At 68.7% G+C, this 23,749-nt stretch carries 25 protein-coding genes; 4 read left to right on the forward strand and 21 right to left on the reverse strand.

Annotated features, from left to right (window positions below):
- Positions 1 to 13: 13 nt before the first annotated feature.
- Positions 14 to 538 carry a flavoprotein gene (locus tag EV645_RS05820; RefSeq protein WP_130440488.1) on the forward strand — a complete coding sequence of 175 codons (525 nt, stop codon included), beginning with the start codon at positions 14 to 16 and terminating at the stop codon, positions 536 to 538.
- Here EV645_RS05820 and EV645_RS05825 read toward each other — a convergent pair.
- Positions 527 to 1,957, reverse strand: a complete 1,431-nt coding sequence (locus tag EV645_RS05825; RefSeq protein ID WP_130440490.1) for an MFS transporter — start codon at positions 1,955 to 1,957, stop codon at positions 527 to 529. The two genes, EV645_RS05820 and EV645_RS05825, sit on opposite strands and share 12 nt — an antisense overlap.
- A 129-nt stretch (positions 1,958 to 2,086) precedes the next feature.
- Between EV645_RS05825 and EV645_RS05830 the strand changes: the two genes are divergently transcribed.
- Positions 2,087 to 2,662, forward strand: coding sequence for a TetR/AcrR family transcriptional regulator (locus EV645_RS05830; RefSeq protein WP_130440492.1), 576 nt, complete (start codon positions 2,087 to 2,089; stop codon positions 2,660 to 2,662).
- A 9-nt stretch (positions 2,663 to 2,671) separates the two neighbouring features.
- Here EV645_RS05830 and EV645_RS05835 read toward each other — a convergent pair whose 3' ends face one another.
- From EV645_RS05835 to EV645_RS05870, 8 genes are read right to left on the reverse strand one after another with little or no spacing between them, the layout of a single operon-like run.
- Positions 2,672 to 3,073: a type II toxin-antitoxin system VapC family toxin gene (locus tag EV645_RS05835; RefSeq protein WP_157997012.1), complete on the reverse strand. Its 402-nt coding sequence runs from the start codon at positions 3,071 to 3,073 to the stop codon at positions 2,672 to 2,674.
- Complete coding sequence (locus EV645_RS05840) at positions 3,070 to 3,366, reverse strand: type II toxin-antitoxin system Phd/YefM family antitoxin (protein WP_130440496.1); 297 nt, start codon at positions 3,364 to 3,366, stop codon at positions 3,070 to 3,072. Before EV645_RS05840 ends, EV645_RS05835 begins: the two co-directional genes overlap by 4 nt.
- Before the next feature lie 39 nt (positions 3,367 to 3,405).
- The gene (locus EV645_RS05845; protein WP_198681479.1) at positions 3,406 to 4,314 is read right to left on the reverse strand and encodes a Ppx/GppA phosphatase family protein; all 909 of its coding nucleotides are present in this window, start codon (positions 4,312 to 4,314) and stop codon (positions 3,406 to 3,408) included.
- The gene (locus EV645_RS05850) at positions 4,307 to 4,789 is read right to left on the reverse strand and encodes a DUF501 domain-containing protein (protein ID WP_130440498.1); all 483 of its coding nucleotides are present in this window, start codon (positions 4,787 to 4,789) and stop codon (positions 4,307 to 4,309) included. Before EV645_RS05850 ends, EV645_RS05845 begins: the two co-directional genes overlap by 8 nt.
- Positions 4,786 to 5,391: an FtsB family cell division protein gene (locus EV645_RS05855; protein ID WP_130440500.1), complete on the reverse strand. Its 606-nt coding sequence runs from the start codon at positions 5,389 to 5,391 to the stop codon at positions 4,786 to 4,788. The genes EV645_RS05850 and EV645_RS05855 overlap by 4 nt, the downstream gene beginning before the upstream one ends.
- 18 nt (positions 5,392 to 5,409) lie before the next feature.
- Positions 5,410 to 6,690, reverse strand: a complete 1,281-nt coding sequence (gene eno / locus EV645_RS05860) for a phosphopyruvate hydratase (RefSeq protein WP_130440502.1) — start codon at positions 6,688 to 6,690, stop codon at positions 5,410 to 5,412.
- A 60-nt stretch (positions 6,691 to 6,750) separates the two neighbouring features.
- Positions 6,751 to 7,275 (reverse strand): RNA 2'-phosphotransferase, encoded by a 525-nt coding sequence (locus tag EV645_RS05865; RefSeq protein ID WP_242000231.1) that lies wholly within the window; start codon positions 7,273 to 7,275, stop codon positions 6,751 to 6,753.
- Positions 7,272 to 8,114, reverse strand: a complete 843-nt coding sequence (locus EV645_RS05870) for a LysR family transcriptional regulator (RefSeq protein ID WP_130440504.1) — start codon at positions 8,112 to 8,114, stop codon at positions 7,272 to 7,274. The genes EV645_RS05865 and EV645_RS05870 overlap by 4 nt, the downstream gene beginning before the upstream one ends.
- Positions 8,115 to 8,183: 69 nt before the next feature.
- Here EV645_RS05870 and EV645_RS05875 point away from each other — a divergent pair, with 69 nt between their 5' ends.
- Positions 8,184 to 8,636, forward strand: coding sequence for a hypothetical protein (locus EV645_RS05875; RefSeq protein ID WP_130440506.1), 453 nt, complete (start codon positions 8,184 to 8,186; stop codon positions 8,634 to 8,636).
- Here EV645_RS05875 and EV645_RS05880 read toward each other — a convergent pair.
- The 10 genes from EV645_RS05880 to EV645_RS05925 form a co-directional block, all read right to left on the reverse strand.
- On the reverse strand, positions 8,610 to 9,800 hold the full coding sequence (locus EV645_RS05880; RefSeq protein ID WP_130440508.1) for an aminotransferase-like domain-containing protein: 1,191 nt from the start codon (positions 9,798 to 9,800) through the stop codon (positions 8,610 to 8,612). The genes EV645_RS05875 and EV645_RS05880 overlap by 27 nt on opposite strands.
- A 32-nt stretch (positions 9,801 to 9,832) precedes the next feature.
- The gene (locus EV645_RS05885; protein WP_130440510.1) at positions 9,833 to 10,018 is read right to left on the reverse strand and encodes a hypothetical protein; all 186 of its coding nucleotides are present in this window, start codon (positions 10,016 to 10,018) and stop codon (positions 9,833 to 9,835) included.
- Between the two features lie 147 nt (positions 10,019 to 10,165).
- Positions 10,166 to 11,140 (reverse strand): nucleoside triphosphate pyrophosphohydrolase, encoded by a 975-nt coding sequence (locus EV645_RS05890; RefSeq protein WP_130440512.1) that lies wholly within the window; start codon positions 11,138 to 11,140, stop codon positions 10,166 to 10,168.
- 6 nt (positions 11,141 to 11,146) lie between these two features.
- Entirely contained in the window at positions 11,147 to 11,770 is a 624-nt protein-coding gene (locus EV645_RS05895; protein WP_130440514.1) for a hypothetical protein, read from the reverse strand.
- Between the two features lie 29 nt (positions 11,771 to 11,799).
- A complete protein-coding gene (gene mfd, locus EV645_RS05900) occupies positions 11,800 to 15,429 on the reverse strand; it encodes a transcription-repair coupling factor (RefSeq protein ID WP_130440516.1) in 3,630 nt (1,209 codons plus the stop codon).
- Entirely contained in the window at positions 15,426 to 16,001 is a 576-nt protein-coding gene (pth, locus tag EV645_RS05905; RefSeq protein WP_130440518.1) for an aminoacyl-tRNA hydrolase, read from the reverse strand. The genes mfd and pth overlap by 4 nt, the downstream gene beginning before the upstream one ends.
- Before the next feature lie 45 nt (positions 16,002 to 16,046).
- On the reverse strand, positions 16,047 to 16,688 hold the full coding sequence (locus tag EV645_RS05910) for a 50S ribosomal protein L25/general stress protein Ctc (protein WP_130440520.1): 642 nt from the start codon (positions 16,686 to 16,688) through the stop codon (positions 16,047 to 16,049).
- Between the two features lie 60 nt (positions 16,689 to 16,748).
- On the reverse strand, positions 16,749 to 17,729 hold the full coding sequence (locus EV645_RS05915; RefSeq protein ID WP_242000232.1) for a DUF1932 domain-containing protein: 981 nt from the start codon (positions 17,727 to 17,729) through the stop codon (positions 16,749 to 16,751).
- A 9-nt stretch (positions 17,730 to 17,738) separates the two neighbouring features.
- On the reverse strand, positions 17,739 to 18,380 hold the full coding sequence (locus EV645_RS05920; RefSeq protein ID WP_130440522.1) for a response regulator transcription factor: 642 nt from the start codon (positions 18,378 to 18,380) through the stop codon (positions 17,739 to 17,741).
- Positions 18,368 to 20,332 carry a sensor histidine kinase gene (locus EV645_RS05925; protein WP_130440524.1) on the reverse strand — a complete coding sequence of 655 codons (1,965 nt, stop codon included), beginning with the start codon at positions 20,330 to 20,332 and terminating at the stop codon, positions 18,368 to 18,370. Before EV645_RS05925 ends, EV645_RS05920 begins: the two co-directional genes overlap by 13 nt.
- A gap of 137 nt (positions 20,333 to 20,469) precedes the next feature.
- Here EV645_RS05925 and EV645_RS05930 point away from each other — a divergent pair, with 137 nt between their 5' ends.
- Positions 20,470 to 21,135: a hypothetical protein gene (locus EV645_RS05930; RefSeq protein WP_130440526.1), complete on the forward strand. Its 666-nt coding sequence runs from the start codon at positions 20,470 to 20,472 to the stop codon at positions 21,133 to 21,135.
- Between the two features lie 3 nt (positions 21,136 to 21,138).
- On the opposite strand, the gene EV645_RS05935 is transcribed toward EV645_RS05930, so the two are convergent.
- Positions 21,139 to 22,119, reverse strand: a complete 981-nt coding sequence (locus tag EV645_RS05935) for a ribose-phosphate diphosphokinase (protein WP_130440528.1) — start codon at positions 22,117 to 22,119, stop codon at positions 21,139 to 21,141.
- 26 nt (positions 22,120 to 22,145) lie between these two features.
- The gene (gene glmU / locus EV645_RS05940; RefSeq protein ID WP_242000233.1) at positions 22,146 to 23,597 is read right to left on the reverse strand and encodes a bifunctional UDP-N-acetylglucosamine diphosphorylase/glucosamine-1-phosphate N-acetyltransferase GlmU; all 1,452 of its coding nucleotides are present in this window, start codon (positions 23,595 to 23,597) and stop codon (positions 22,146 to 22,148) included.
- Between the last annotated feature and the right edge of the window lie 152 nt (positions 23,598 to 23,749).

The raw sequence follows: 23,749 nt of genomic DNA on the forward strand, positions 1-23,749 counted from the left end.
TCAGACTAAAGACATGAGCATCATCGGAGTCGTCGCGTCCGCCACCGGCGGGGTCGAGCAACTGCGGCAAGGGTTGGTCGTACCTCTCGTCGACCGCGGCCACCAGGTCGCGATCACCCTCACACCCAGGGCAGCTGAGTGGCTCGCGCCGGCCGAGCGGTGGGAGCTGGAGCGCATCACCGGTCTCCCCGTGCGCTCACACCCTCGGCGACCTGATGAGCCGCGGCCGCATCCGCCGATCGACCTGTTCGTTGCCGCGCCCGCCAGTGCGAACACCGTCGCCAAGCTGGCGCTCGGGATCGGCGACAACCAGGCGCTGTCCATTCTGTCGGAGGGTCTCGGGAGTACGCCGATGGTGGTGTTCCCGCACGTGAACGCGGCCCACGCGAGGCATCCCGCGTGGGCCGGTCATCTGGAGACGCTGCGCGCGGCAGGCGTCGTACTCATCGAATGGGAACTCCGCGAGCCGCGAGAACCGGGCGGACGGGAGTTGCCGTGGGCCCGCATTCTCGCTGCCGTCGAGGGACTAGGCGGCTAGCTCCTCGACCGGCTGCGGCTCGGTTGCCTCGACGGCCCGCGTACGGCGGGGGCTCGGAATCGCCAGGGCCAGTACGACGGCTGCGGCGGCGAACGCGGCCAGCAGGAGGAACGTGTCGGTGAAGCCCGACTCGGCGGGGAGGCCCGACGGCTGGAGGTGGCCGGTGATGATCGAGCTGGCCAGCGCCGTACCGATGGAACCGCCGATGGTGCGGATGTTGGTGTTCATGCCAGTGGCTGCGCCGGTCTGCTCGCGCGGGACGTTCTGCACGATCAGGCTGGTCATGGACGCGTAGGCGAGACCCAGCCCGATACCGAACAGAGCCGTGGAGAGCGCCACCTGCCACTGCTGGTCATGGAACTCCGCGAAGAGCAGCGCCGCGAGCAGGCTGAGCGCGGAACCGGAAACGACCTGTGCCTTCACGTTGAACCGCGGTGCGAGCGGACCGCTCATCGACCCGGTGACCGCCATCGTCACCAGCATCGGCAGCATCAGCAGGCCGGCCTGCGTCACACTCGCTCCGAAGCCGAACCCAGCGGCCTTCGGGATCTGCAGGAACTGCGGCACGAACGCGTACACCGCAAACATGGCCGCGCCGAAGAGCAGAGCCACGAGGTTCGTCGTCCACACAGCCGGGCGGCGCATCACCCGCATGTCGATCAGCGGGTTCCGCGAGCGGAGTTCGACGGTGATCCAGCCGACGAACAGGACGACGGCCAGTGCGAACAGGCCGATCGTGCGGAAGGAGCCCCAGCCCCACGTGCGGCCGCTGCTCAGCGGGAGCAGCAGCGCGATCAGCCAGCCGGACAGGAAGGCTGCGGCGAGCCAGTCGATTCGGCCGGCCACGCGGTTCGGCGACTCCGGGACGTACCGGCGGACCAGCACGGCCGACACGGTGACGACCGCCATCGGGACCCAGAACAGCCAGCGCCAGCCGAGCCACTCCACGATCGGGCCGGCCAGCACGATCCCCAGCCCGCCGCCGGCGGCGATGATCGCGGAGACCACGCCGACCACGGACGGCACGCGCTCGGCCGGGAACTCGTCCCGGATGATCCCGAACGCCAACGGGAAGACGGCGCCGCCGACGCCCTGGAAGACGCGGGCGGCGATCAGTACGCCGATGTTCGGCGCGAGGGCCGCGATCAGACAACCGACGGCGAGCGCGGCGAGCGCGATGAACAGCGTGCGCTCCTTGCCGACCATGTCGCCGATACGGCCGAGGAGCGGGGTTGCGACCGAGACAGACAGCAGAAGCGCGGTGAAGACCCAGGTGACCGTGCTCGGGGTGGTGTGCAGGTCGTGCTGGATGACGGGCAGCGCCGGGCTCACCAGCGACTGCAGCATCGAGAACGATGCGACGACCGTGGCGAGGACCGCCAAGGTCAGTCGCGGGTTTCCAGACCTGATGACAGGCATGCAGAAGTCCTTCGAAAGGGGTGTGATCACGCCGCACGACGGCGTGGGAATCCCCGGCCTGGTAAAGTCGAGGTGTGCCTCCACTATAGCGGAGGTATGCCTCCGGTAACAACTGGCTAAGGTGATCGAATGGACAGCGAGCAGAGCAGGCCGGCTTTGCAGGTCGACGTACGGCGGCCGCAGCGGGCGGACGCGCGGCGGAATTTCGACGCCCTGCTCGCCGCCGCCCGGGACGCGTTCGCCTCCAAGGGCGTCGAGGCGTCGCTCGAGGACATCGCCCGCCAGGCCGGTGTCGGCATCGGCACGCTGTACCGCAACTTCCCGAACCGTCAGGACCTGCTCAACGCGGTCTACTTCGGCGAGATCGAGGAGCTGTGCATCGCGGCGGAGAAGGCGGCCGATCTACCGCCGTGGGACGCGCTGACGACGTGGTTGCACCGCTTCGTCGAGTACGCCGCGACCAAGCGCGCCATCTGGGAGTCCCTGAACCGCGAGACCGAGAGCTTCAAGGCCGCGCGAGCGGCGATGTATGCGGCCGGCACCCCGCTGTTCGAGCGAGCCCAGGAAGCCGGCGAGGCCCGCAAGGACGTCTCCTTCGACGACCTCCTCCGCATGGTCAGCGGCCTCACCGCCGCCGGCTTCGTAGACCAGGCCCAACGCGACCGAGTCCTCACCATCGCCCTGGACGGCGTGCGCGTCAGGTAGACGAACGCCTCACCCGCGAGGACTGACGATCTCGAAGCCCGCGTCCCTGCCCGCCTCAGCCAGCCGGTCGTCGTACGTGGCCAAGCCGGTCAGATCCGATCCAAGCACCCGGGCGGTCGCCAGATGAATCGCATCCAGAGACCGCAGCATGCGATCCGGTTCGTTCATCGCGGCGTCCACGATGTCGTCGTCGATGCTGATGAAGTCGAAGGCAAGAAGTAGATCTCGAGCATCCGGGAGCACGGCAGGAAAGACCCGCGTCACCGCCCTCATGACCTCGATCCGCAGCAACGCCGAGCTCACCCATGCGGCGCCCACAGCCTGGTCGTAGAACTCTGCGAATGCCTTGGAATGGCTTTCTTCCACCAGCAGCTTGAGCGCTGCCGAGGTGTCGAGGTAGTACAGACTCACCAAGACTCCTCGTCGCGCAGTGCGGCGAGCGCATCACTCAGCCGATCACTGCCGTCGCCGGCACGCATCCGCGGCCTGAACCCCGGCCGTACTGCGCTGCGCACCCTGCCTTGCTCCGTGAGCCGATCCAGCACCGGTGTCGCCGCCCGCTCGTCCACGGGCACGATCCGCGCGACCAGCCGACCGTACTCGGTCACATCGATGGTCTCGCCATGCCGGACGCGGGCCAGCACCTCGCTCGTCCTGTGGCGCAGTTCCCGCAGCCCCACGGCATGTTCGTTCGGAGTAACCATGCCGCAAAGGTAGCACAATTTTGTGACACAACCTCGCGGTTAGGCGAGGGAGAGCGCGACGCCGTCGAGGATGTCTTGTTCGGAGATAACCAGTTCGTCGAGGGCTAGACGGTTGAAGAGGCGTTGGAGGATTACTGCGCCGGCGCCGATGACGTCTACCCGACCGGGGTGGATCGACTGGACGGCGGTGCGGTCGGTGCGGGTTGAGGTTGTGAGCCAGGTGGTGGCTTGGTGCAACTGGTCCGCAGACAGGTGGGCGTGGTGGACGGCTGTGCGGTCGTACTGCGGGAGGCCCAGCGCGACGGCGGCGACGGTGGTCGCCGTGCCTGCTACTCCGATCAGCGCGCGGGCCTGAGCCAGCGGGACTGTGGTGCCGTCGAGGAGGGCGTCGACGTCGCGCGTGATCGCGGCTAGTTCGGCGGGGCTGGTTGGGTCGGTGGTTACGTGGCGTTCGGTGAGGCGGACTGAGCCGATGTCCAGGGATTCGGCCGCGAGTACGCCGTTCGCGTCGCCCAGGACGAGTTCGGTGGAGCCGCCGCCGATGTCGGCTACCAGGTACGGCGCGGGGAGGTCGAGGGCGGTGGTCGCGCCGCGGAAGCTGAGTTCGGCTTCTTCGGTGCCGGAGATGATCTCGGGGCGTACGCCGAGGCGCGCTTCGATGCCGGTGAGGAACTCGTCGCGGTTGCTGACGTCACGGGCCGCGGAGGTGGCGACGAAACGGAGCCTGTCGACACCAAGAGACTCGACGACAGCTGCGAAGTCGTCAGCTGCCTTGAAGACTCGCGTGAGCGCTTCCGGAGCGAAGGCGCCGGTGGCGTCGACGCCCTGACCGAGCCGGACGATCGTCATTCGTCGATCAACCTCGATCAGCTGACCGTCCACCAGATCCGCAATCAACAGCCGGATCGAGTTGGTCCCACAATCGATCGCTGCAACCCGCTCAGACACACGGGCCTCGGCGGCCCCAGTCGTCCAGGGCTTCCAGTGCCTCGTCGCCCAGCGGGTTCACACCGGGACCGGCGGCCAGCGAGTGACCCACCAGCACGTGCAAGCACTTCACACGGGTCGGCATCCCACCAGCAGTGATACCGGCGATCTCCGAGACATGTTCGATCGACTCGCGATGCGCGAGGTACGACTCGTGGGCGGCGCGGTAGCGGGCGGCCAGATCCTCGTCTTCCGCCAGCCGGTCGGTCATTTCCTTCATCATGCCGGAGGCCTCGAGCGTCCCGATGGCGGACGCGAGCCGCGGGCACGTCACGTAGTACGTGGTGGGGAACGGCGTGCCGTCCGGCAACCGCGGCTCGGTCTCAACCACGTCCGGCAGGCCGCACGTGCAGCGATGCGCGATCGAGCGGATGCCGCGCGCAGTACGGCCGAGCTGTTTGCTGACTGCTTCTTGGTCGGCGGGGCTGACGCTCACCTGGTTACCTTAGGTGACGGCGTGATGATCGGCTTCGGGGTGGGCTTGGCCGGCGTCGGCGTCGCGACGACCGGCGGTTTGCCGGCGCCCTCGACACTCCCCCACAGCTTCGTGTACCAGGTCGGCTTCTGCGTCTCCGTCGCACCGTCCGACGGCGTCGACGGCTCCGGCGGGGCGCCGACCGGCTTCCCGTCCGCGCCGATCACGCGGTACCCGACCTCGCCCGGCATCACCCAGCCGAGCCGCTGCCGCGCCTGCGCTTTCACGTACGCGTCGTCGTCCCAGCGGGCGATCTCGTCGTTCAGCTCGCCGACCCGCTTCTCCCGGTCGCGGATCTCCTGCTGCAGCGCGCTGACCTGCTGGTGCTGGTCGAACCAGACCCGCAGGCTCTGCGCGTACGACACGATCAACGCCCCGAGGACGAGCAGTACGACGGCCGCCCGCCCGGTCAGGTTGCGCGAACCCCTGGTCCGCGCCGGCTCCGGCTGGGTTCCCGCCGTACGGCGTTTGGGCTGGTCGCCCCGCCGGGCCGGTGGACGCGACTGGGTCCGGCTCGACGGACGCGAGCCGGGGCGTGCACCGGATTCCCGACGGGACGGCATACCTGAACCTCCGAAACGTCAGCCCTGGAAGCGCGGGAAGGCCGAGCGACCGGCGTACGTCGCCGCGTCGTCGAGCTCCTCCTCGATCCGGAGCAGCTGGTTGTACTTCGCGGTGCGGTCGGACCGGGCCGGAGCGCCGGACTTGATCTGGCCGCAGTTGGTCGCGACCGCGAGGTCGGCGATCGTGGTGTCCTCGGTCTCGCCGGAGCGGTGGCTCATCATGCAGGTGAAGCCGCTGCGGTGGGCCAGGTCGACGGCGTCCAGCGTCTCGCTCAGCGAGCCGATCTGGTTCACCTTGACCAGCAGGCTGTTCGCCGACTTCTCGGTGATACCGCGCTGCAGCCGCTCGACGTTGGTGACGAACAGGTCGTCGCCGACGATCTGGATCTTGTCGCCGAGCTGACCGGTCAGGCTCTTCCAGCCGTCCCAGTCCTCCTCGTTCAGCGGGTCCTCGATCGAGACGATCGGGTACGACGCGACCAGGTCGGCGTAGTAGGCGATCATCTCGTCCGCGGACTTCTTGCCGCCCTCGAACGCGTACACGCCGTCGGTGTGGAACTCGCTCGCCGCGACGTCCATCGCCAGCGCGATGTCCTTGCCGAGCTGCAGACCGGCCTTCTCGATCGCGACCGCGATCAGGTCGAGGGCCTCACGGTTGCTGGCCAGGTTCGGCGCGAAACCGCCCTCGTCGCCGAGGCCGGTGGACAGGCCGCGCTCCTTCAGGACCGCCTTCAGCGCGTGGTAGACGGTCGCGCCCTGCATCAGGGCCTCGCCGTACGTCGCGGCGCCGATCGGGGCGATCATGAACTCCTGGACATCGACGTTGCTGTCCGCGTGCGCGCCGCCGTTCAGGATGTTCATCATCGGCACCGGCAGGACGTGCGCGTTCGGGCCGCCGACGTACCGGAACAGCGGCAGGCCGGAGCTGTCCGCGGCCGCCTTGGCGACCGCGAGGCTGACGCCGAGGATGGCGTTCGCGCCGAGCTTGGCCTTGTTCGGGGTGCCGTCCAGGTCGAGGAGGGCCTGGTCGATCAGCCGCTGCTCGTGGACGTCGTACCCGACGATCTCCTTGTCGATGTCCTCCAGGATCGCGGTGATCGCCTTCTGGACACCCTTGCCGCCGTACCGCTCCTTGTCGCCGTCACGCAGCTCGACGGCCTCGAACTGGCCGGTGGACGCGCCCGACGGGACGGCCGCCCGGGCGACGGTGTCGTCGTCGAGTAGAACCTCGACCTCGACAGTGGGGTTGCCGCGCGAGTCGAGGATCTCGCGGGCGCCGACGGCCTCGATGGTGGCCACATTGACTCCCAAGTTCTCGATGACGAATCGGTCCCGAGCCTAGCCTCCAGACCACCAGCCTCAGTGGACCGCGTCGGTCCTAACGATCGCATCCACAGGTACCTCCCGCGTCAGTAACACTCCGTTGGGCGCCCGAAAGACCGCCAGATCGCCGGAATCCACACCCAGTAAGACTTCTACGCGCGTGCGCCGGCCGACTTCGCTGTCCTTCGACGGCGCCAGATGCACGTGGGTACGCCGCCCCGGCCGCAAACCTTCCCGCTCGATCGCGGCCAGCGCGGTGCGATTCGTCCCGTGCCACAGCAGGTCTACGGGGTACACCCGTTCCCAACTGTTCTCCAAGGCTTCACACGTCACTGGCATCCCCACCAGCGAATGCCCCTGACACGCGCGGATCAGCTCGCCGTCGACCTGCAGCCGCCGTTTGTCGTTCTGCTCCACCGCCGCGTCGAGCGCCGCGCGATCGAGCCCGAGCAGCCGCAGTACGTCGGCGATCGCCGCCCAGCCGTCCGCACTCATCGTGAGGCCGCGCTCACCTGCTGTGTGCCGGAGCAGCTTGGAGATCGCGCGGCTGTCCTTGCTCACCCCAGCATCCCCCTCAGTTCGGACACCCGTTCAGTGCGGTCCGGGCGCGTGATCACGTAGTACCGCACCGGCGGCAGATCCTTGATCGGGATCTTCCGCACGGCTGCCGTCGTACGCACGGAGCCGTTGACGACGGCCGGTCCTATACCGAGACGGACGAAGTGGACCAGCAGTTCCCAGCCTTCGGCCTCAACCGCGACGGACCACCGGATCCCCTGATCGAGCATGCTCCGCTCCAGCTGCTGCCGATGCGGGCGATCCTTCGGCGGTACGACGAGCGCCTCGTCCTGCAGGTCCTTCAACCGCACGGTACGACGCTCCGCGAGCCGGTGGCCGGCCCGCGTGATCAGGGTCTGCGGGTACTGCGCCAGCAGCTCGCACTCGAGGTCGTCCGGCGGGACGCCCAGCGCCGTGACGCCGATATCCGCCGTACCTTCTCGCACGGCCGCCAACGTCGCGCCGGCGTCGCCGGTGCGAAGCCGTAGTTCGCGGCCCTTTGCGACGAACCGCCGGATGGGGTCTCCGAGCAGGTACAGATACGTGCCCGATCCCGCAATGAGAACCAATGGCCGCGGCGGGAGCGCGTCCAACGTGCCCAGGAACTCGGCCGCGCGATCCCGGCTGTCGTTCGCGAACGCCGCGAGCCGCTCGCCGGCATCCGTCAGGTGCAGGAGCCGGCCTTGCTTCACATACAGCGAGGTGTCGAGCCGGTGCTCGAGCTTCCGGATGCGGGTGTGCAGGGCCGGCTGGCTGACGTGCAACTCCTCGGCGGCACGGGTGAAGTTGCGGTGCCGCGCGAACACCGCGAACGCCTGCAAGTCGTCAGCCACCAGTTCCATCAACAGAAACTATAGCTATGTCGATAAGAACTAGTTCTGCTGGATGGCTGACGCACGGACGCTGGATCTATGAACAGATTGGGAATCGACATCGGACGGGTGATCATCGACGGATCATCAGGCCCCGGTGATACGTCGTTCTTCTCCGGGGACACGGCGGCCATGCTGCGGACGCCCGCAGTACCAGGTGCTTTCGAGGCGATCGCGCGGTTGGTGCCGCTGTTCGACGAGACCTGGTTGGTGTCGAAGTGCGGACCGCGGATCCGGCAGCGGTCGCTGGAGTGGCTGGCACACCATCGCTTCTGGGACCTTACTGGGGTTGCTGAGGGCAACGTTCGGTTCTGTCTGCGGCGGCCGGAGAAGGCGATTCACTGTGCCGAGCTCGGCATCACGCACTTCGTCGACGACAAGCCGGACGTGATCAGTGCGATCACGCCGGTTGTCGCGAACCGCTACCTGTTCAAGGACTGGGCGAGCACCGAGGCTGCGGTTCGGCTAGCTCTCGAGTTGGCGGCGTACTAGCTCGCCGAGTTGTCGGAGGCCGTGGAGCAGGCGGTCGTCGGGGATGCCGGAGTAGCTGAGGCGGGCGTGGTTGGGCTCCTGGTGAACCGGGAAGAAGGTCGCACCGGGGACATAGGCGATCTTCGCCGGCAGCAGCGTCTCCTGCATGAACTTCGCGGCGTCGAAGCCCTCAGGGAACGACAGCCAGGTGAACAGCCCGCCGTTCGGCCGGGTGAACCGGACGGACGGCGGCAGCACGTCGTCGAGCGTCGCCAGCGCGAGATCGCGCTTGTGGCGGTAGACCACGTTGCCGTCGGCGATGTGGCGGTCGATGTCGTACCGGCCGAGGTACGCCGCTGCCGCTGACATGTTCAGCGTGCTGCTCTGGGTGTCGGCGGCAAGCTTCAGCAACCCGAGTTTCTCGAGCACCTCGGGCGCCGCGACCGCCCATCCGAGCCGCACGCCGGGGGCAAGGATCTTCGAGAAGCTGCCGACATGGACCACCCGGCCCTCGGTGTCGAGACTCTTCAGCGTCGGCAGGTGGCTGCCCTCGTAGCGAAGATCGCGGTACGGCGTGTCCTCCAGGATCACGAGCTGATGCCGGTTGGCCAGCTCGATCAGCCGCCGGCGTCGCTGCAGGCTCAGCGTGACGCCGGTGGGGTTCTGGAAATCGGGCACGGTGTAGAGCAGCTTGGCGCCCGGGTTCCGGGCCAGGATCTCCTCGAGATGGTCCACGTCCATCCCGTCGTCATCGATGCGCACCGGCGCGTAGCGCGGTTCGTACGGCGCGAACGCGATCAGCGCGCCGAGGAACGTCGGGTTCTCGGTGATGACGACGTCGCCCGCGTCGAGCAGGAGCTTGGCGGTCAGATCGAGGCCCTGCTGACCGCCTTGGACGATGAGTACGTCGTCGGCGCCGCACACGGTCCCACCGCGCGTGAGCCGCTCCGCGATCAGCTTGCGCAGCTCCGGCAGCCCGCGGGACTCGGTGTACTGCAGGGTGCCGGCGGTCGCTGTGGTGAGAAGCTCGTGGAAGATCTCGCTGAGCTCGTTCATCGGGAACAGCGCCGGGTCGGGGTAGCCGCCACCGAACGAGATCAGCTCCGGGTCGTCGCCGAGCCGCAGAAGCTCACGGATGGCGGACGGGCGGACCCCGTTGATCCGGCGCGCGTAGGGGATGGCCACGATCGTGCTCCTCTCAGTTCACAACCTGAACTTCACAGCCCGAACGAACTGCGGGCATGGGCAAGGCCCCGGGCGTTGTCCTCAGGGCCGGAGATGCCCGTGAGGACATTGTTCGCGATCCGCCAAGCGAAGTACCCCGCCTGGACCGCCCACCGGACACGCAGGAAGGTGTCCAGTCCTCGGTCCGGCCGGCGCCGAAAGGCCTCGGCCGCCGGCATCCGGTTTCTCCGGCACGGCCGGCGGATCTCCAGGCCATCACAACCACGCGATACCCGGGTCCTTCCCGCTTACAGAGCATCGGCGGCGTCGATTGTGATGGCCTGGAGATCCGCCACGCGCGTGGTCCCGGCCGGTGGTACGTGACGTTAGCCGGCGGTCTCGGCTGCGCGGACCTGCTCGGCCAGGGAGGCGACTGCTGTCCGTAGCGCCTGCTCGGCGTCGACGCCGAGACTGCGGGCTTCACGCACGATGGCGAGGAGCTCCGGGCCGATCTGGTCCGCGGACATCTCCCCAGATGTAGCGTCCGCCGGAAGGACCTTCGCGGACCGACCCAGGACCTTGTCGGCCAGGGCTAACGCGGGCAAAGCGAGGGGGATGCCTTCGAGGACCGAGGAGCGCTGCTTCTCGGCGGCCTTGATGGTCTCCCAGTTGGCTTCGACGGCGGCGGCGTCCGCGGCGTCGACGGTGCCGAAGACGTGGGGGTGGCGGCGGATGAGTTTCTCGACGATGCCGGCCGAGACGTCGTCGATCGTGAAGGCCTCGTCGGGGTTGTCCTCGGCGATCCGCGAGTGGAACGCGACCTGCAGCAGCAGATCTCCCAACTCCTCCTGAAGGTGCGAGAGGTCGCCGGTGTCGATTGCTTCGAGGGTTTCGTAGGTCTCCTCGAGGAGGTACTTCGCGAGGCTCTCGTGAGTCTGTTCCTGGTCCCACGGGCAGTTGCGGCGGAGGCGGTCCATCACTCGGACGAGGTCGATCAGCCGGGCGCCGGGTACGTCGTACGACCCGTGCATGATCTCCACCTGGTACGACGGCTCGCGGACGAGCTCGTCGGACACGACCCGGAGGAGACCCGGCTCGCCGTCGTCACCGGTGAGCCAGACGACCTTGCGACCATCGGCGGCCGCGGACGACAGCCAGGTCCAGGCGGCGGAGACGCCGGCCTCGACCTGGGTGACGACCAGTCCGGAGCCGATCACGGCCTGTACGTCGGGCCGGCCCGGACCGCCTGCGGCGCCGATCTCGTCGGCGGCCTCGAGGGCCTGCCAGGTCGCGCGGGTCAGCAGGCCCGGCGCGACCCGGGGACTGGTGAGTACGACCGTGATCGTCCCACCGCTACTCATGAACCGTCAGCCCTGGGGTTGGGCTTGCTGGGCCGCGTCGGCGGCGGCCTTGCGCTTGGCTGCGGTCTGGGGCGACTCGATGGAGAGCGAGCCGGAGACCGTCGTGTCGAGCTTGCCGTCGGTCCACTGGCCGAAGCGGGGCGCGATCGAGACGTTGATGTCCTTCGACGCGTCCTTCACCGCGAGCAGGCCTTGCTGCAGCTTGGCCTGGTCCTGCAGGTCCTTGCTGGTGCCCCCGCCGAGCTTGACGGTGACGACCGCGGCCGTCGCGACGTCGTTGAGGAAGTTGCGCGCGACCGTGTCGGTCTGGAACTTCTCGTACGTCGCCTCGTCGTCGCCGACCGCGTTCTTGGCCGCCGCCGCGGTCTCCGCTGGCGTGACCGTGATCGACTTGTCCTGCTTGACCTGCCCGAGGATCGCGTTGTTCACCAGGTCGCTGAGCGCGGCGGCGGTGTTGTAGTTCTGCCCGAGCGCGGTGGTCACCGCCTGCGAGGTCTTGTCGACGTCGCCGATGCTGATCTCGGTCGTGCCGACAACGGCTGCCGCACCCGGGTGTGTGCCCGCCGCGCATCCACCGGTCAGCAGCACGATCGCCGCCACCGCACCGAGAGCCCGAAGCCGTGTGCTCACCGAATCTCCTCGTATCCCACTCGTAAGTTTCACGCCGGCACCACAATAGGTTCGGCGATCACGTCGTCGATCAACCGGGTGCACCATTGCAGCAACTCCTGGTCCCGGAGCGGCTGACCGCCGACCGGCCTGGTGGCAGGTCTCGGCACCAGAATGGTATGCAGTTGCGGCTTCACCAGACTCTTCGGGTACAGCCTGTTGAGCCGGAGCACCTTCGAATCGGGCAGCTCGACCGGCCCGAACCGGATCATGTTGCCCTGCAGCGTGACGTCGTGCAGCCCCGCCCGGCGGGCGTGGTTGCGGAACTTCGCCACCTCGATCAGGTTCAGCACGGCCTGCGGAATGTCGCCGTACCGGTCGTGCAGCTCCTCGACCAGCTCGGCGATACCGTCCTCGTCCCGTACTGCGGCCAGCCGCTGGTACATCTCCAGCCGCAGCCGCTGCGACGGGATGTAGTCGTGCGGCAGGTGGGCGTCGATCGGCACCTCGATCTTGACCTCGGGCTCCTCGGCCTGGGTGTCGCCCCGGTACTCCGCGACCGCCTCGCCGACGAGCCGGACGTACAGGTCGAATCCGACGTCCGCGATGTGCCCGGACTGTTCGCCGCCGAGCAGGTTGCCCGCGCCGCGGATCTCGAGGTCCTTCATCGCGACCGCCATACCGCCGCCCAGATCGGCGTGCTGCGCGATCGTGGCCAGCCGGTCGTGCGCGGTCTCGGTGAGCGGCTTCTCCGGCGGGAAGAAGAAGTACGCGTACGCACGCTCGCGGCCACGGCCGACGCGACCGCGGAGCTGGTGCAGCTGCGACAGGCCGAGCAGGTCGGAACGCTCGACGATCATCGTGTTCGCGTTCGAGATGTCGATACCGGACTCGACGATCGTCGTACAGACGATGACGTCGGACTGCTTCTCCCAGAAGCCCTGGATCACGTTCTCGAGCGTGTGCTCGTTCATCTGGCCGTGCGCGACCGACACCCGTGCCTCGGGCACCAGCTGACGGATCCGGGCGGCAGCCTTCTCGATCGTGTTCACCCGGTTGTGGACGACGAAGACCTGGCCCTCGCGGAGCAGCTCGCGCCGGATCGCCGCGGTCACCTGGTGCTCGTCGTACGCGCCGACGAAGGTCAGCACCGGGTGCCGCTCCTCCGGCGGGGTCGCGATCGTCGACATCTCGCGGATGCCGGTGATCGACATCTCCAGCGTCCGCGGGATCGGCGTCGCGGACATCGTCAGTACGTCGACGGCCGTCCGCAGCCTCTTCAGCTGCTCCTTGTGCTCGACGCCGAACCGCTGCTCCTCGTCGACCACGACCAGGCCGAGATCCTTGAACGCGACCTCGCCGCTGAACAGCCGGTGCGTCCCGATCACCACGTCGACCGACCCGTCGGCGAGGCCGTCGATCGTTGCCTTCGCCTCCTTGTCGGTCTGGAACCGCGACAGCGGCGCCACGTTCACCGGGAAGGCGGCGTACCGCTCGGCGAAGGTCGCGTAGTGCTGCTGGACGAGCAGGGTGGTCGGGACGAGTACGGCGACCTGCTTGCCGTCCTGCACCGCCTTGAACGCGGCCCGTACGGCGATCTCGGTCTTGCCGTAGCCGACGTCGCCGCAGACGATCCGGTCCATCGGCATGACGCGTTCCATGTCGTGCTTGACGTCGTCGATCGTGGCGAGCTGGTCCGGCGTCTCCACGAACGGGAACGCGTCCTCGAGCTCGCGCTGCCACGGGGTGTCCTTGGCGAAGGCGTGCCCCTTGGTCGCCTGGCGTGCGGCGTACAGCTTGATCAGCTCGCCGGCGATCTGGCGGACGGCCTTGCGGGCGCGGCCCTTGCGCTTGGCCCAGTCGCCGCCGCCCATCTTGTCCAGCGTCGGCTGCTCGCCGCCGACGTACCGCGTGACCTGGTCGAGCTGGTCTGTCGGCACGTACAACCGGTCGCCGGGTTGACCGCGCTTGCTCGGCGCGAACTCGATCACGACGTACTCGCGGGTGGCCTTCTGGGAGCCCGATCCGACCGTGCGCTGCATCATCTCGACGTACCGGCCGACGCCGTGCTGCTCGTGGACGACGTAGTCGCCGGGCTGCAGCTCGAGCGGGTCGATCGTCTTCTTCCGGCGCGACGGCATCCGTTGCTGGGAACGGCGTTCGGCCGCGGAACGCTGGCCGGCCAGGTCGTTCTCGGTGAGTACGGCGAACTTGATGCCCTCGGCAATGAACCCGTGGTCCAGCTGCCCCTGTGAGATCAGTACGACGCCGGGCTCCGGGATCTCCTCGATCCCTTCGACCACACGCGCCGGCAGCTCGGCCTCGGAGAACACCTCGGCCAGACGTTGCGCGGGACCGTGCCCTTCGGTGACGCAGACGACGCGCCAGCCGTCCCGCAGCCAGCCGCGGATGTCCTCGGCCGCGGCCGCCGTCTCACCGCGGTACGGATCGACTTCGTGGACCGCAAGGATCTTGCTGGTGACCGCCCCGGCCTCGGCGTCGATGTCGAACGAGATCCGCTCGCCCATCGAGTCCCGCAGCTCAGGCATGTCGGTCGGTGCCGCCGCGAACGGCGAGAGGCTCCACCAGGCAAGGCCCCTGCCCAGGGCCTGCGACCGGACGTCACCGAGCGACATGTACGCCGCTGCGCCGAGGTCGATCGGGGCCTCGCCACCACCGGCGGCCGCGGCCCATGACGCCTCCAGGAACTCCTGGCTGGTCGCGACCAGATCGTGCGCCCGGGCCCGGACCCGCTCGGGGTCGCTGACGATGACATGCGTGCCGGCGGGCATCAGGTCGACGAGCAGCTCCATGTTGTCGACGAGCACCGGAGCCAGCGACTCCATGCCCTCGACGGCGTGCCCCTCGGCCAGCTTCTCGAACAGCTCGGCCAGCTCCGGGTGCTCCTTGGCGAGCTCCGCGGCGCGCGAACGGACCTCGTCCGTCAGCAGCAGCTCGCGGCACGGCGGCGCCCAGAGACCGTGCTCGGCGATGTCCAACGAGCGCTGGTCCGCGACCGCGAAGTACCGGATCTCTTCGATGTCGTCGCCGAAGAAGTCGACCCGCAGCGGGTGCTCCTCGGTCGGCGGGAACACGTCGATGATGCCGCCGCGGACCGCGAACTCACCACGCCGCTCGACGAGATCGACCCGGTGGTACGCCGCTCCGGCGAGCCGCTCGACGACATCCTCGAGCTCGACCGAGTCTCCTACGTGCAGCTGCACCGGCTTCAGATCGGCCAGGCCGCCCACCTGCGGCTGCAGCACGGACCGCACGGGCGCGACGAGGATCTTGATCGGCCCGGTGGTCTCGTCGGACGGATCCGGGTGCGCGAGACGTCGCAGTACGGCGAGACGCCGGCCGACCGTGTCGGAACGCGGCGAAAGGCGCTCGTGCGGGAGGGTCTCCCACGCCGGGTAGTAGGCGACCGTGCTGGGCTCTTCGACGAGGCACTGCAGCTCCTCGGTGAGCTCCTCGGCCTCGCGGAAAGTGGCCGTGACGGCGAGGACCGGGCGGTCCGCACCGTTCTGTGCTGCTGCGATCGCGGCGAGCAGGACCGGGCGCACCGGGCCGGGCGCGCTCAGGTCGAGGGTCGTGACACCGTCACTACGGGCGTCACGGACGGCCTCGGACACCACCGGATCGGTGATCAGGGTGTCTACCAGGCCGGTCAGATTCACGAGTTGTACTTCCCTTGGGTCGCATCCAGGCCGTCGGTGAGCAGGGACTCGACGGCGTCCGCGGTCCGGTCGACGGCGAACGGAAGATCCTTGCGTTCGGTCGAGGAGAACTCGTTGAGGACGAAGTCGGCGGGCGCCTGCCGGCCCGGCGGACGACCCACACCGAACCGGACTCGATAGTACTCACCGGTGCCAAGCGATTTCCGCAGCGACTTGAGCCCGTTGTGGCCGTTGTCCCCGCCGCCGAACTTGCACCGCAGTACGCCGAAGTCGATGTCGAGCTCGTCGTGGACGACGAGCAGGTTGGCCGGGTCGAGCTTGAAGAACTTCAGCAGGCCGGAGACCGGGCCGCCGGACTCGTTCATGTACGCGCGGGGCTTGGCCAGCACCGTCCGCAGGCCGCTGATCCGGGTCTCGATCACCTCGGCCTTGACCTGCTTGCTCTGCTTCCACTTCCCGCCGGTCCGGGCAGCCAGCTCATCGGCCACCAGATGACCGATGTTGTGCCGGGTGCGGGCATACGAAGGGCCGGGATTCCCCAGTCCGACGACCAACCACACGTCGTCCGCCACGGATCCCGGCCCTCCAGAAGTTCGGCTGCTGATGCCGAGTGCAGACTACTCGGCCGCGGCGGCCACCGGCTCCGCGGCAGTCGGCTCGTCCCGCTCGATGCCGGCCTCGGCCTCGGCCTCGGCCAGCTCGGCCTCGGCCTGCTCAGCGGTCTGCTGAGCGGTGATGTTCACGACCAGCGTGTCGGGCTCGATGGCCAGCGTCGTGCCGGCGGGCAACTGCAGGTCCGACGCGTGGATCTGGGCGCCGACCTCCAGGCCCTCGATCGAGACGGTGACGCCGTCGGGGATGTGCGTCGCCTCGGCCTCGACCAGGATGCTCTGCGCCTCCAGGACGACCAGGGCGTCGCTGACAGCCTCGCCCTCGAGGTGGACGGCGATGTCGACCTGGACCTTCTCGCCACGGCGGACGATGACCAGGTCGACGTGCTCGATGTGGCCCTTGATCGGGTCGCGCTGGACCTGCTTCGGCAGCGCGAGGTGGGACTCTCCGCCCTCGACCTCGATCATCAGCAGGGCGTTGGCGGTCTTCAGGGCCAGCATGGTGTCGTGACCGGGCAGCGTGATGTGCACCGGGTCACTGCCGTGGCCGTAGAGGACAGCGGGAACCTTGTTGTCCCGGCGGATTCGGCGGGCAGCCCCCTTGCCGAACTCCGTACGCGATTCGGCTTGGATCTTGACCTCGGCCACGAGATGAACTCCTAAAAGCGTTGCGGTGATCAGTTGTCTGTATGGAACTCGGCTGCGGCCTCAGCGGGCGCCTGCTGACCCCGGAGAAGGCGTCAGGCAACGAACCACCGCGTCGATCACGGAGCCGCGCCCTGCACTTCTCGGGGGGCGTCCCTCGCCGAGGCAACCAAAACAGTCTACCCACCACTCCGCCCAGACGGGAAATCGTACTTCCAAGGCACTTTGCTCCCCGCGCGCCGGCAGTTCCCGTGACCCGTTTCCGGCCATACGTTGCCGGTGGTCAGGTGAGTTTGGTCCAGACCTCGCGGAGGCGCGGGCGGCGTCGCCTTCGAGGCCGGCGTTGTCGAGGGTTTTGGCGAGTTCGTCGAACTCCGGGCCCCAGCGCCAGGCGACGCTGCGGAGCTGGTCCGGGAGCGTCGGGTCCTTGAGGGAGCCGGCGTCGGCGCGGGTCTGCTGCGCGACGAGCGCCTCGGTCACGCCGTGCTTCTCCGCCAACTGGAACGCCAGTACGGCCAGCGCCGCCTTGCCCTTGTTGTAGAGCGCGTACGACGACTTCGCCGCGCTCGCCGCACCCGGCTCCGTGCCGACCACCATCGGCGTGACCGCGGTCCCCTCCCACAGCGCAGCGACCTCGGCGGCCGCAGTACCGGACAGCATCAGGTGGGTCGGGCTCGGTCCACCGGTCGGCGGCGGTCCGACCACGCCGGCGTCGACGAAGGTCGCATCCGGTACGGCGGACTGGGCCTCGCGCAGCGACATCGGCGAGAGCGGATTCGCCTCGACGTACAGACCGCTGAAGCCCGCGCCGCCGACCTGCTTGGCGATGTCCACGGCACCCTGCGGAGCGCACGAGCACAGGACGGCGTCAGCAAGCTCGACCGCCTGCGGGAACGGCGTACCGATCAGGCCGGCGTCTTCGGCGCGCTGCCGTGAAGCCTCGCTGCGACCCTCGGGGACCCAATGCACCTCGTGACCGGCAGCGACCAGCTGCTTGGCGAGCTTCGAGCCCATGGCGCCGGGATGGAAGACGGCGATTCGCATGCCGCCAATCTAGTGCCCGCCGAGGTACGCCAGTACGGCGAGGACGCGGCGGTGCTGCTCGTCGTTGGTGAGCAAGCCGAGCTTCGCCAGGATGCTGCCGACGTGCGTCTCCACGGTCCGTTCGGTCAGGAACAACCGCCGGCTGATGCCGACATTCGTACAGCCTTCGGCCATCAAGGCGAGCACCTCGCGCTCGCGCGGCGTCAACGGCGCAAGGCGGTCGTCGGCGCGCTGGCGCCCGATCAACCGGGCGACCACCTCGGGGTCGAGCGCGGACCCGCCGGCGGCGACGCGGTCGAGCGCGTCGAGGAACTGGTCCACGGCAAGAACGCGATCCTTCAGCAGATACCCGAACCGACCGGTCGCGACCAGCTCGACCGAGTGCCGCGTCTCGACGTGCTGGGACAGCAACACGATGCCGAGCTCCGGGTTCTGCATCCGCAGCCGGCGTGCGGCCCGGGCGCCGTCGTCGGTGTGGTCCGGCGGCATCCGGATGTCGATCAGCGCCAGATCCGGCGCCGTCTGCGCGACCGTCGTCATCAGGCTCGGCGCATCCACTGCCAGGCCCGCGATCTCGTGCCCGGCATCGGCCAGCAACCGCGCCAGCCCCTCGCGGAACAACGCCGAATCCTCCCCGATCACGATCCGCACGGCAGCACCACTTCCACCGTCGTACCGCGGCCGGCAGGGCTGCGAAGCTCAAGCGAGCCGCCGACCGCCGCGACCCGGTCGAGCAGCCCGCTCAGACCCGAGCCAGGCCGGGGCGACGCTCCCCCGCACCCGTCGTCCTCGATCCGCACCGTCACCTCGTCACCGGCCCGCGCCACCCGGACCGCGATCGCCGTCGCATTCGCGTACTTCGCCGCGTTCGTGACCGCCTCGGCCGCCACGAAGTACGCCGTTGTTGCCAGCTCCTCCGGCAGATCGGACGGGATCTGCAGCCGGACCGGGATCGGCAACGACTGCGTGATCGCACTCAGCGCAGCCTGCAACCCGTCGTCCAGGCTGGTCGGACGCAACCCGTGCGCGATCTGCCGCAGTTCGGCGACCGCAGTGGCCAGCTCCGCGACCCCCTGGTCCAGCAGCCCGTCGACGTCGACCGTGCCGTCGTCCAGGTGCCGCTGGGCCAACCGCATCGCCATCCCGAGCGACACCAGCCGTTGCTGAGCTCCGTCATGCAGGTCCCGCTCCAGCCGCCGCCGTTCAGCATCACCCGCCTGGACAAGCCGCGTCCGGCTCGCCTCGACCTCACGCAGCGCACCAGCCAGCTCCGCCCGCAGCCGGGTCACCTCGACCAGACTGGCCGCCCCAGCCGCCACAGCCTTCAGGACGGCGGGATTCAGTGCATCAGACGCCAGTACGCCGATCTGCGCACCGCCCAGCATCACCGGCACGAGCTGTGGTCCGCGGACCGGCGTACCAGCGGCGTCTACGAAGCCGGAGGCTCCTGGGACGAGCAGACCGACTCGGAGGCCTGGATCGCGCAGCGCAGTACGCAGAGCGGCCTCCAGCTCCTCCGGCTGGGCCTGCTCGGTGTGGATCCGACGCTGCAGGTCCTCAATCGCCAGCAGGGCTGCACGCCGTGGCGGGTAGAGGCGCCTGTCGACCCAGCCCTGCAAGCGGGATCGCAGTGGAGACAGGAGCAGCGCACACACGGCAGTAGCCGCAGCAGCTACGACGGCTGAGTCGCTGATGATCAGTCCGAGAGAGACGGCGGCTGCGGCGTACGTGCCGAGCAGAACGACCGTGACGATGCCGTAGGTCACGGTGTCGGCCAGCACGCGATCGACGTCGTACAACTCGTGGCGCAGCATCGCGACAGCGACCGACACGGGGAGGCTCACCAATGCGATCACGCCGAAGACAGTCGCGATGACACCGGTGTGGCCGGTGATGATCAGCTCGGCCCCGCAGACGAATGGATAGAGCACAGCAGCCAGACCGGCCAGCGACAGCCACTTCACCTGCGCACGCATTCTGCTGTCGGCTCGGCGGTATCGCAGGACCACCGAGACTGCGGCCGCGATCAGCGCAACGAGCAGCGCACCGAAAGCGGCTCCGCTGAGGATCTTGAGCGGCAACGGCATCGGGGCATACGGCCTGGGCAGATCTTGAAGAGGCTCGAGGAAGGGCGTCGAGTTGAAGGCGCCGAACACCTGCTGCGCGGCACCGAGGATCACCAACACAGGTGGAAGCACGCGCCAGCGCGGACCGGGCAGCCGGCCGTCCGGGAAGTACAGCAGCAACAGACCGACCGCGACGAACAGCCACCAGCCGCTCTCGTCGAACCACGCGACCACTCGGCTGTTCAGCGGCAGTCTGCCCGGATCACTCACCACAACGCTGAAGTAGACGTCCCGCGACGCCAGGAAGACCGCTGTCGCACCGACCCAGGTCAGAAGGGCCCCGACAGCGTTGCGCGGGACCCGCAGGCTGATCACGAGTCCGAGTACCGCAGTGGCCGTCGCGACACCGCCCAGGCCGACGTAGTTCCGCAGCGTGTGCGGACCGGTGCGGTAGGCGATCAGGAGCCAGCTACTCCCCACGACCATCGCCAGGACGAACAGGGAAAGACCGAGCGCGACCCACCGTGGCCACCGCATGTCGTCAGGGTAAGGCCGCGATTCGCCTCCACGGCTCCGAGCCAGCACGGAGATCTGTCTCCGTGGCCGCTCCGATGTGCCACCCCGGTGCTGACCGGTTCCCTGAACTGTCAGAACTCATCAAGGGGGTCCACACCATGTCCACGGAAACCACCAGGCAGCCCGCCGTACCGACTGCTGATCCCACCACCCGCCGGCGCATCGGGATCGCCGGCCTGATCCTCGTGACCAGCGCCGTCCTCGCCCTGCCCGGTGGCATCCTCTGGCCGGAGCCTGCCGGCGGCGGCGACACCTACACGTACGGCGACATCCAGCCACTCCGCGATCGCTGGTGGGGGCTGCTCGTGTTCCTCAGCGCCAACCTGGTGCTGAACGTCCTGGCCCAGGCACTGCTCACCGTCTACCTCGTCCGCCGCCGCGGTGCAGCCTGGGCAACGGTCGGCGGCCTGATCATGTGGATCGGTACGGCGCTGTACGCCGTCGGCGTGGGCGGCTGGGCAGCGGCGTACTACTTCGCTACCGCTCCCGGCGTCGATCCGTCGGCGATGGACCGCATCGGCGACGACACCCTGCATCTGCTGGGCCCGCTGATGATCGGATCGCTGCTGGTCGCGCTCGGCACGGTCGTCCAGGCGGTCGGGCTGTTCCGGTCGCACGCCGTACCACGCTGGATCCCGGTGCTGTGGCTGACGATCGTGCTGACCTTCGTCATCCCCGGCAACGGCTGGGTCGGCCTGCTCACCGCCGTACCGATGTGCGCGGCGTCCATCGGTACGGCGTACTACGCGTGGCGGAAGGCCTGAGCCTCAGGCGCGACCCTCGAACAGACTGGTCACCGATCCGTCCTCGAAGACCTCGCGGATGGCTCGGCTGATCAGCGGGGCGATCGACAGCTCGGTGAGCTTGTCGAAGCGGCGGTCCTCCGCGATCGGGAGCGTGTTGGTGACGATGACCTCGCTGGCCTGGCAGTTCTTCAGCCGGTCCACCGCCGGACCGGACAGGATCGCGTGAGTCGCGGCGATCACCACGCCGGCGGCGCCCTCGGCGTACAGGGCGTCGGCGGCCTTGGTGATCGTGCCGGCGGTGTCGATCATGTCGTCGACCAGGATGCAGACCCGGCCCTTGACCTCGCCGACGACCCGGTTGGCGACCGTCTCGTTCGGGCGGTCGATGTCGCGGGTCTTGTGGATGAACGCCAGCGGCGCCCCGCCGAGCCGGGCCGACCACTGCTCGGCCACCTTGATCCGGCCGGCGTCCGGCGAGACCACGGCCAGCTGCTGGTCGCCGTACTTCTGCCCGACGTAGTCACTCAGGATCGGCAGCGCCATCAGGTGGTCCACCGGGCCGTCGAAGAAGCCCTGGATCTGCGAGGTGTGCAGGTCGACGCAGATCAGCCGGTTCGCGCCCGCGGTCTTGAACAGGTCGGCCATCAGCCGGGCCGAGATCGGTTCGCGGCCGCGGTGCTTCTTGTCCTGGCGGGCGTACCCGTAGAACGGGAGCACGACCGTGATCCGCTTGGCCGACGCCCGCTTCAGCGCGTCGACCATGATCAGCTGCTCCATGATCCACTCGTTGATCGGCGAGGTGTGGCTCTGGATCACGAACGCGTCGCTGCCCCGGACCGACTCCTCGAACCGGACGTAGATCTCGCCGTTGGCGAAGTCGTACGCCTGTGTCGGAACCAGGCCGCTGCCGAGCTCCTCGGCAACCTGCGCGGCCAGCACGGGATGCGCCCGGCCGGAGAAGACCATCAGGTTCTTCTCGGTGGTTCGTTTCATCCCGCTCATCGCCGCGCCTCCCGTTGTTCTGCTGTTCAGGACTGCTCGTCGCCGGCCTGTTCGGCCAGCGCCGCTTCGGCCGCCTGAGCGGTCTTGGTGCCGGCCCGCTTACGCGCGACCCAGCCCTTGATGTTGCGCTGCCGCCCGCGTGCGACCGCGATCTCGCCCGGGCCGACGTCCTCGGTCAGCGCCGTACCGGCCGCCAGGTAGGCGCCGTCCGCGATCGTCCGCGGGGCGACGATGACCGAGTTGCTGCCGATGAACGAGTGCTTGCCGACGTGGGTCGGGTGCTTCGCGACGCCGTCGTAGTTCGCGAAGATCGTGCCGGCGCCGATGTTCGCGCCGTCGCCGATCGTCGCGTCCCCGGCGTACGTCAGGTGCGGGACCTTGGCGCCGTCGCCGATGGTGGAGTTCTTGGTCTCGACGAACGTGCCGATCTTGCCCTTCACGCCCAGCTTGGTGTTCGGGCGCAGGTACGCGAACGGGCCGACGGACGCGCCGTCGCCGATCACCGAGAGTGAGCCGTGGGTCCGGACGATCGTCGCGTTCGCGCCGATCTCCATGTCCGTCAGCGTCGTGTCCGGGCCGATCGTCGTACCGCTGCCGACCGTGGTGGCGCCGTGCAGCTGGATGTTCGGCAGCAGGGTGACGTCGCGGGCCAGCTCGACGGTCGAGTCGATCCAGGTGGTGTTCGGGTCGACGATCGTGACGCCCTCGAGCATGTGCTTGAGGAGCGTACGGCGGTTCAGCTCCGCCCCGAGCGTGGCGAGCTGGACGCGGTTGTTCACGCCCTCGGTCTGCATCGCGTCGTCGGTGACGTGCGCGCCGACGCGCTTGCCGTCGTTCCGGGCGATCGAGATGACATCGGTCAGGTACAGCTCGCCCTGGGCGTTGTCCGTGGTCAGGCGGCTGAGACCGTCACGCAGTGTGATCGCGTCGAAGACGTAGATACCGGCGTTGATCACGCGGATCTCGCGCTGCTCGGCGGTGGCGTCCTTGTGCTCGACGATCGCGTCCACCGCGCCGTCCTCGCCCTGGACGATCCGCCCGTACCCGGTCGGGTCCGGGACCTGCGCGGTCAGGACGGTGACCGCGTTCCCCTGCTTGTCGTGGTCGGCGATCAGGTCGTGCAGCGTCTCCGCCTCGAGCAGCGGGACGTCACCCGACGTGACGATCACCGAGCCGTCGAAGTCCGGCGGTACGACGGTCAGCCCGGCGCGGACCGCGTCTCCGGTGCCGAGCTGCTGCTCCTGGACGGCGGTCCTGACGTCGGGGTCGACCTCCTTCAGGTGCGCCTCGACCAGCTCGCGGCCGCTGCCGACCACGACGACCAGGTGTTCGGGGGCGAGTGCCCGGGCGGCGACGACGGCGTGCCCGACGAGGCTGCGCCCGCCGATCTCGTGCAGCACCTTCGGCGTCGCCGATTTCATCCGGGTTCCGAGCCCGGCGGCCATGATCACGACCGCCGCGGGGCGATGGGAAGTCACGCGGTCTTCTCCTCGAGTTCCCTGCGAGTTTCTTTCAACAAGTATCAGCATGGGCACCCGATGCAGTGCCCGCGCAAGCCTACTTGCTCAAGATCCGAACCCCACCCCGCCCTCCACGAGACCGATCTCACCCTCGGTCGCGTCCGGGACGC

The organism is Kribbella rubisoli (genome assembly GCF_004217145.1).
Taxonomy (GTDB): Bacteria; Actinomycetota; Actinomycetes; order Propionibacteriales; family Kribbellaceae; genus Kribbella; species Kribbella rubisoli.

Coding starts and splice junctions, on each gene's coding strand:
- EV645_RS05885 (WP_130440510.1), bottom strand. CDS start 10,018: ATGCCGGCGGCCGAGGCCTTTCGGCGCCGGCCGGACCGAGGACTGGAC.
- EV645_RS05875 (WP_130440506.1), top strand. CDS start 8,184: ATGAACAGATTGGGAATCGACATCGGACGGGTGATCATCGACGGATCA.
- EV645_RS05930 (WP_130440526.1), top strand. CDS start 20,470: ATGTCCACGGAAACCACCAGGCAGCCCGCCGTACCGACTGCTGATCCC.
- EV645_RS05830 (WP_130440492.1), top strand. CDS start 2,087: ATGGACAGCGAGCAGAGCAGGCCGGCTTTGCAGGTCGACGTACGGCGG.
- EV645_RS05855 (WP_130440500.1), bottom strand. CDS start 5,391: ATGCCGTCCCGTCGGGAATCCGGTGCACGCCCCGGCTCGCGTCCGTCG.
- EV645_RS05820 (WP_130440488.1), top strand. CDS start 14: ATGAGCATCATCGGAGTCGTCGCGTCCGCCACCGGCGGGGTCGAGCAA.
- EV645_RS05890 (WP_130440512.1), bottom strand. CDS start 11,140: ATGAGTAGCGGTGGGACGATCACGGTCGTACTCACCAGTCCCCGGGTC.
- EV645_RS05915 (WP_242000232.1), bottom strand. CDS start 17,729: ATGCGAATCGCCGTCTTCCATCCCGGCGCCATGGGCTCGAAGCTCGCC.
- EV645_RS05840 (WP_130440496.1), bottom strand. CDS start 3,366: ATGGTTACTCCGAACGAACATGCCGTGGGGCTGCGGGAACTGCGCCAC.
- EV645_RS05825 (WP_130440490.1), bottom strand. CDS start 1,957: ATGCCTGTCATCAGGTCTGGAAACCCGCGACTGACCTTGGCGGTCCTC.
- EV645_RS05935 (WP_130440528.1), bottom strand. CDS start 22,119: ATGAGCGGGATGAAACGAACCACCGAGAAGAACCTGATGGTCTTCTCC.
- EV645_RS05870 (WP_130440504.1), bottom strand. CDS start 8,114: ATGGAACTGGTGGCTGACGACTTGCAGGCGTTCGCGGTGTTCGCGCGG.
- EV645_RS05925 (WP_130440524.1), bottom strand. CDS start 20,332: ATGCGGTGGCCACGGTGGGTCGCGCTCGGTCTTTCCCTGTTCGTCCTG.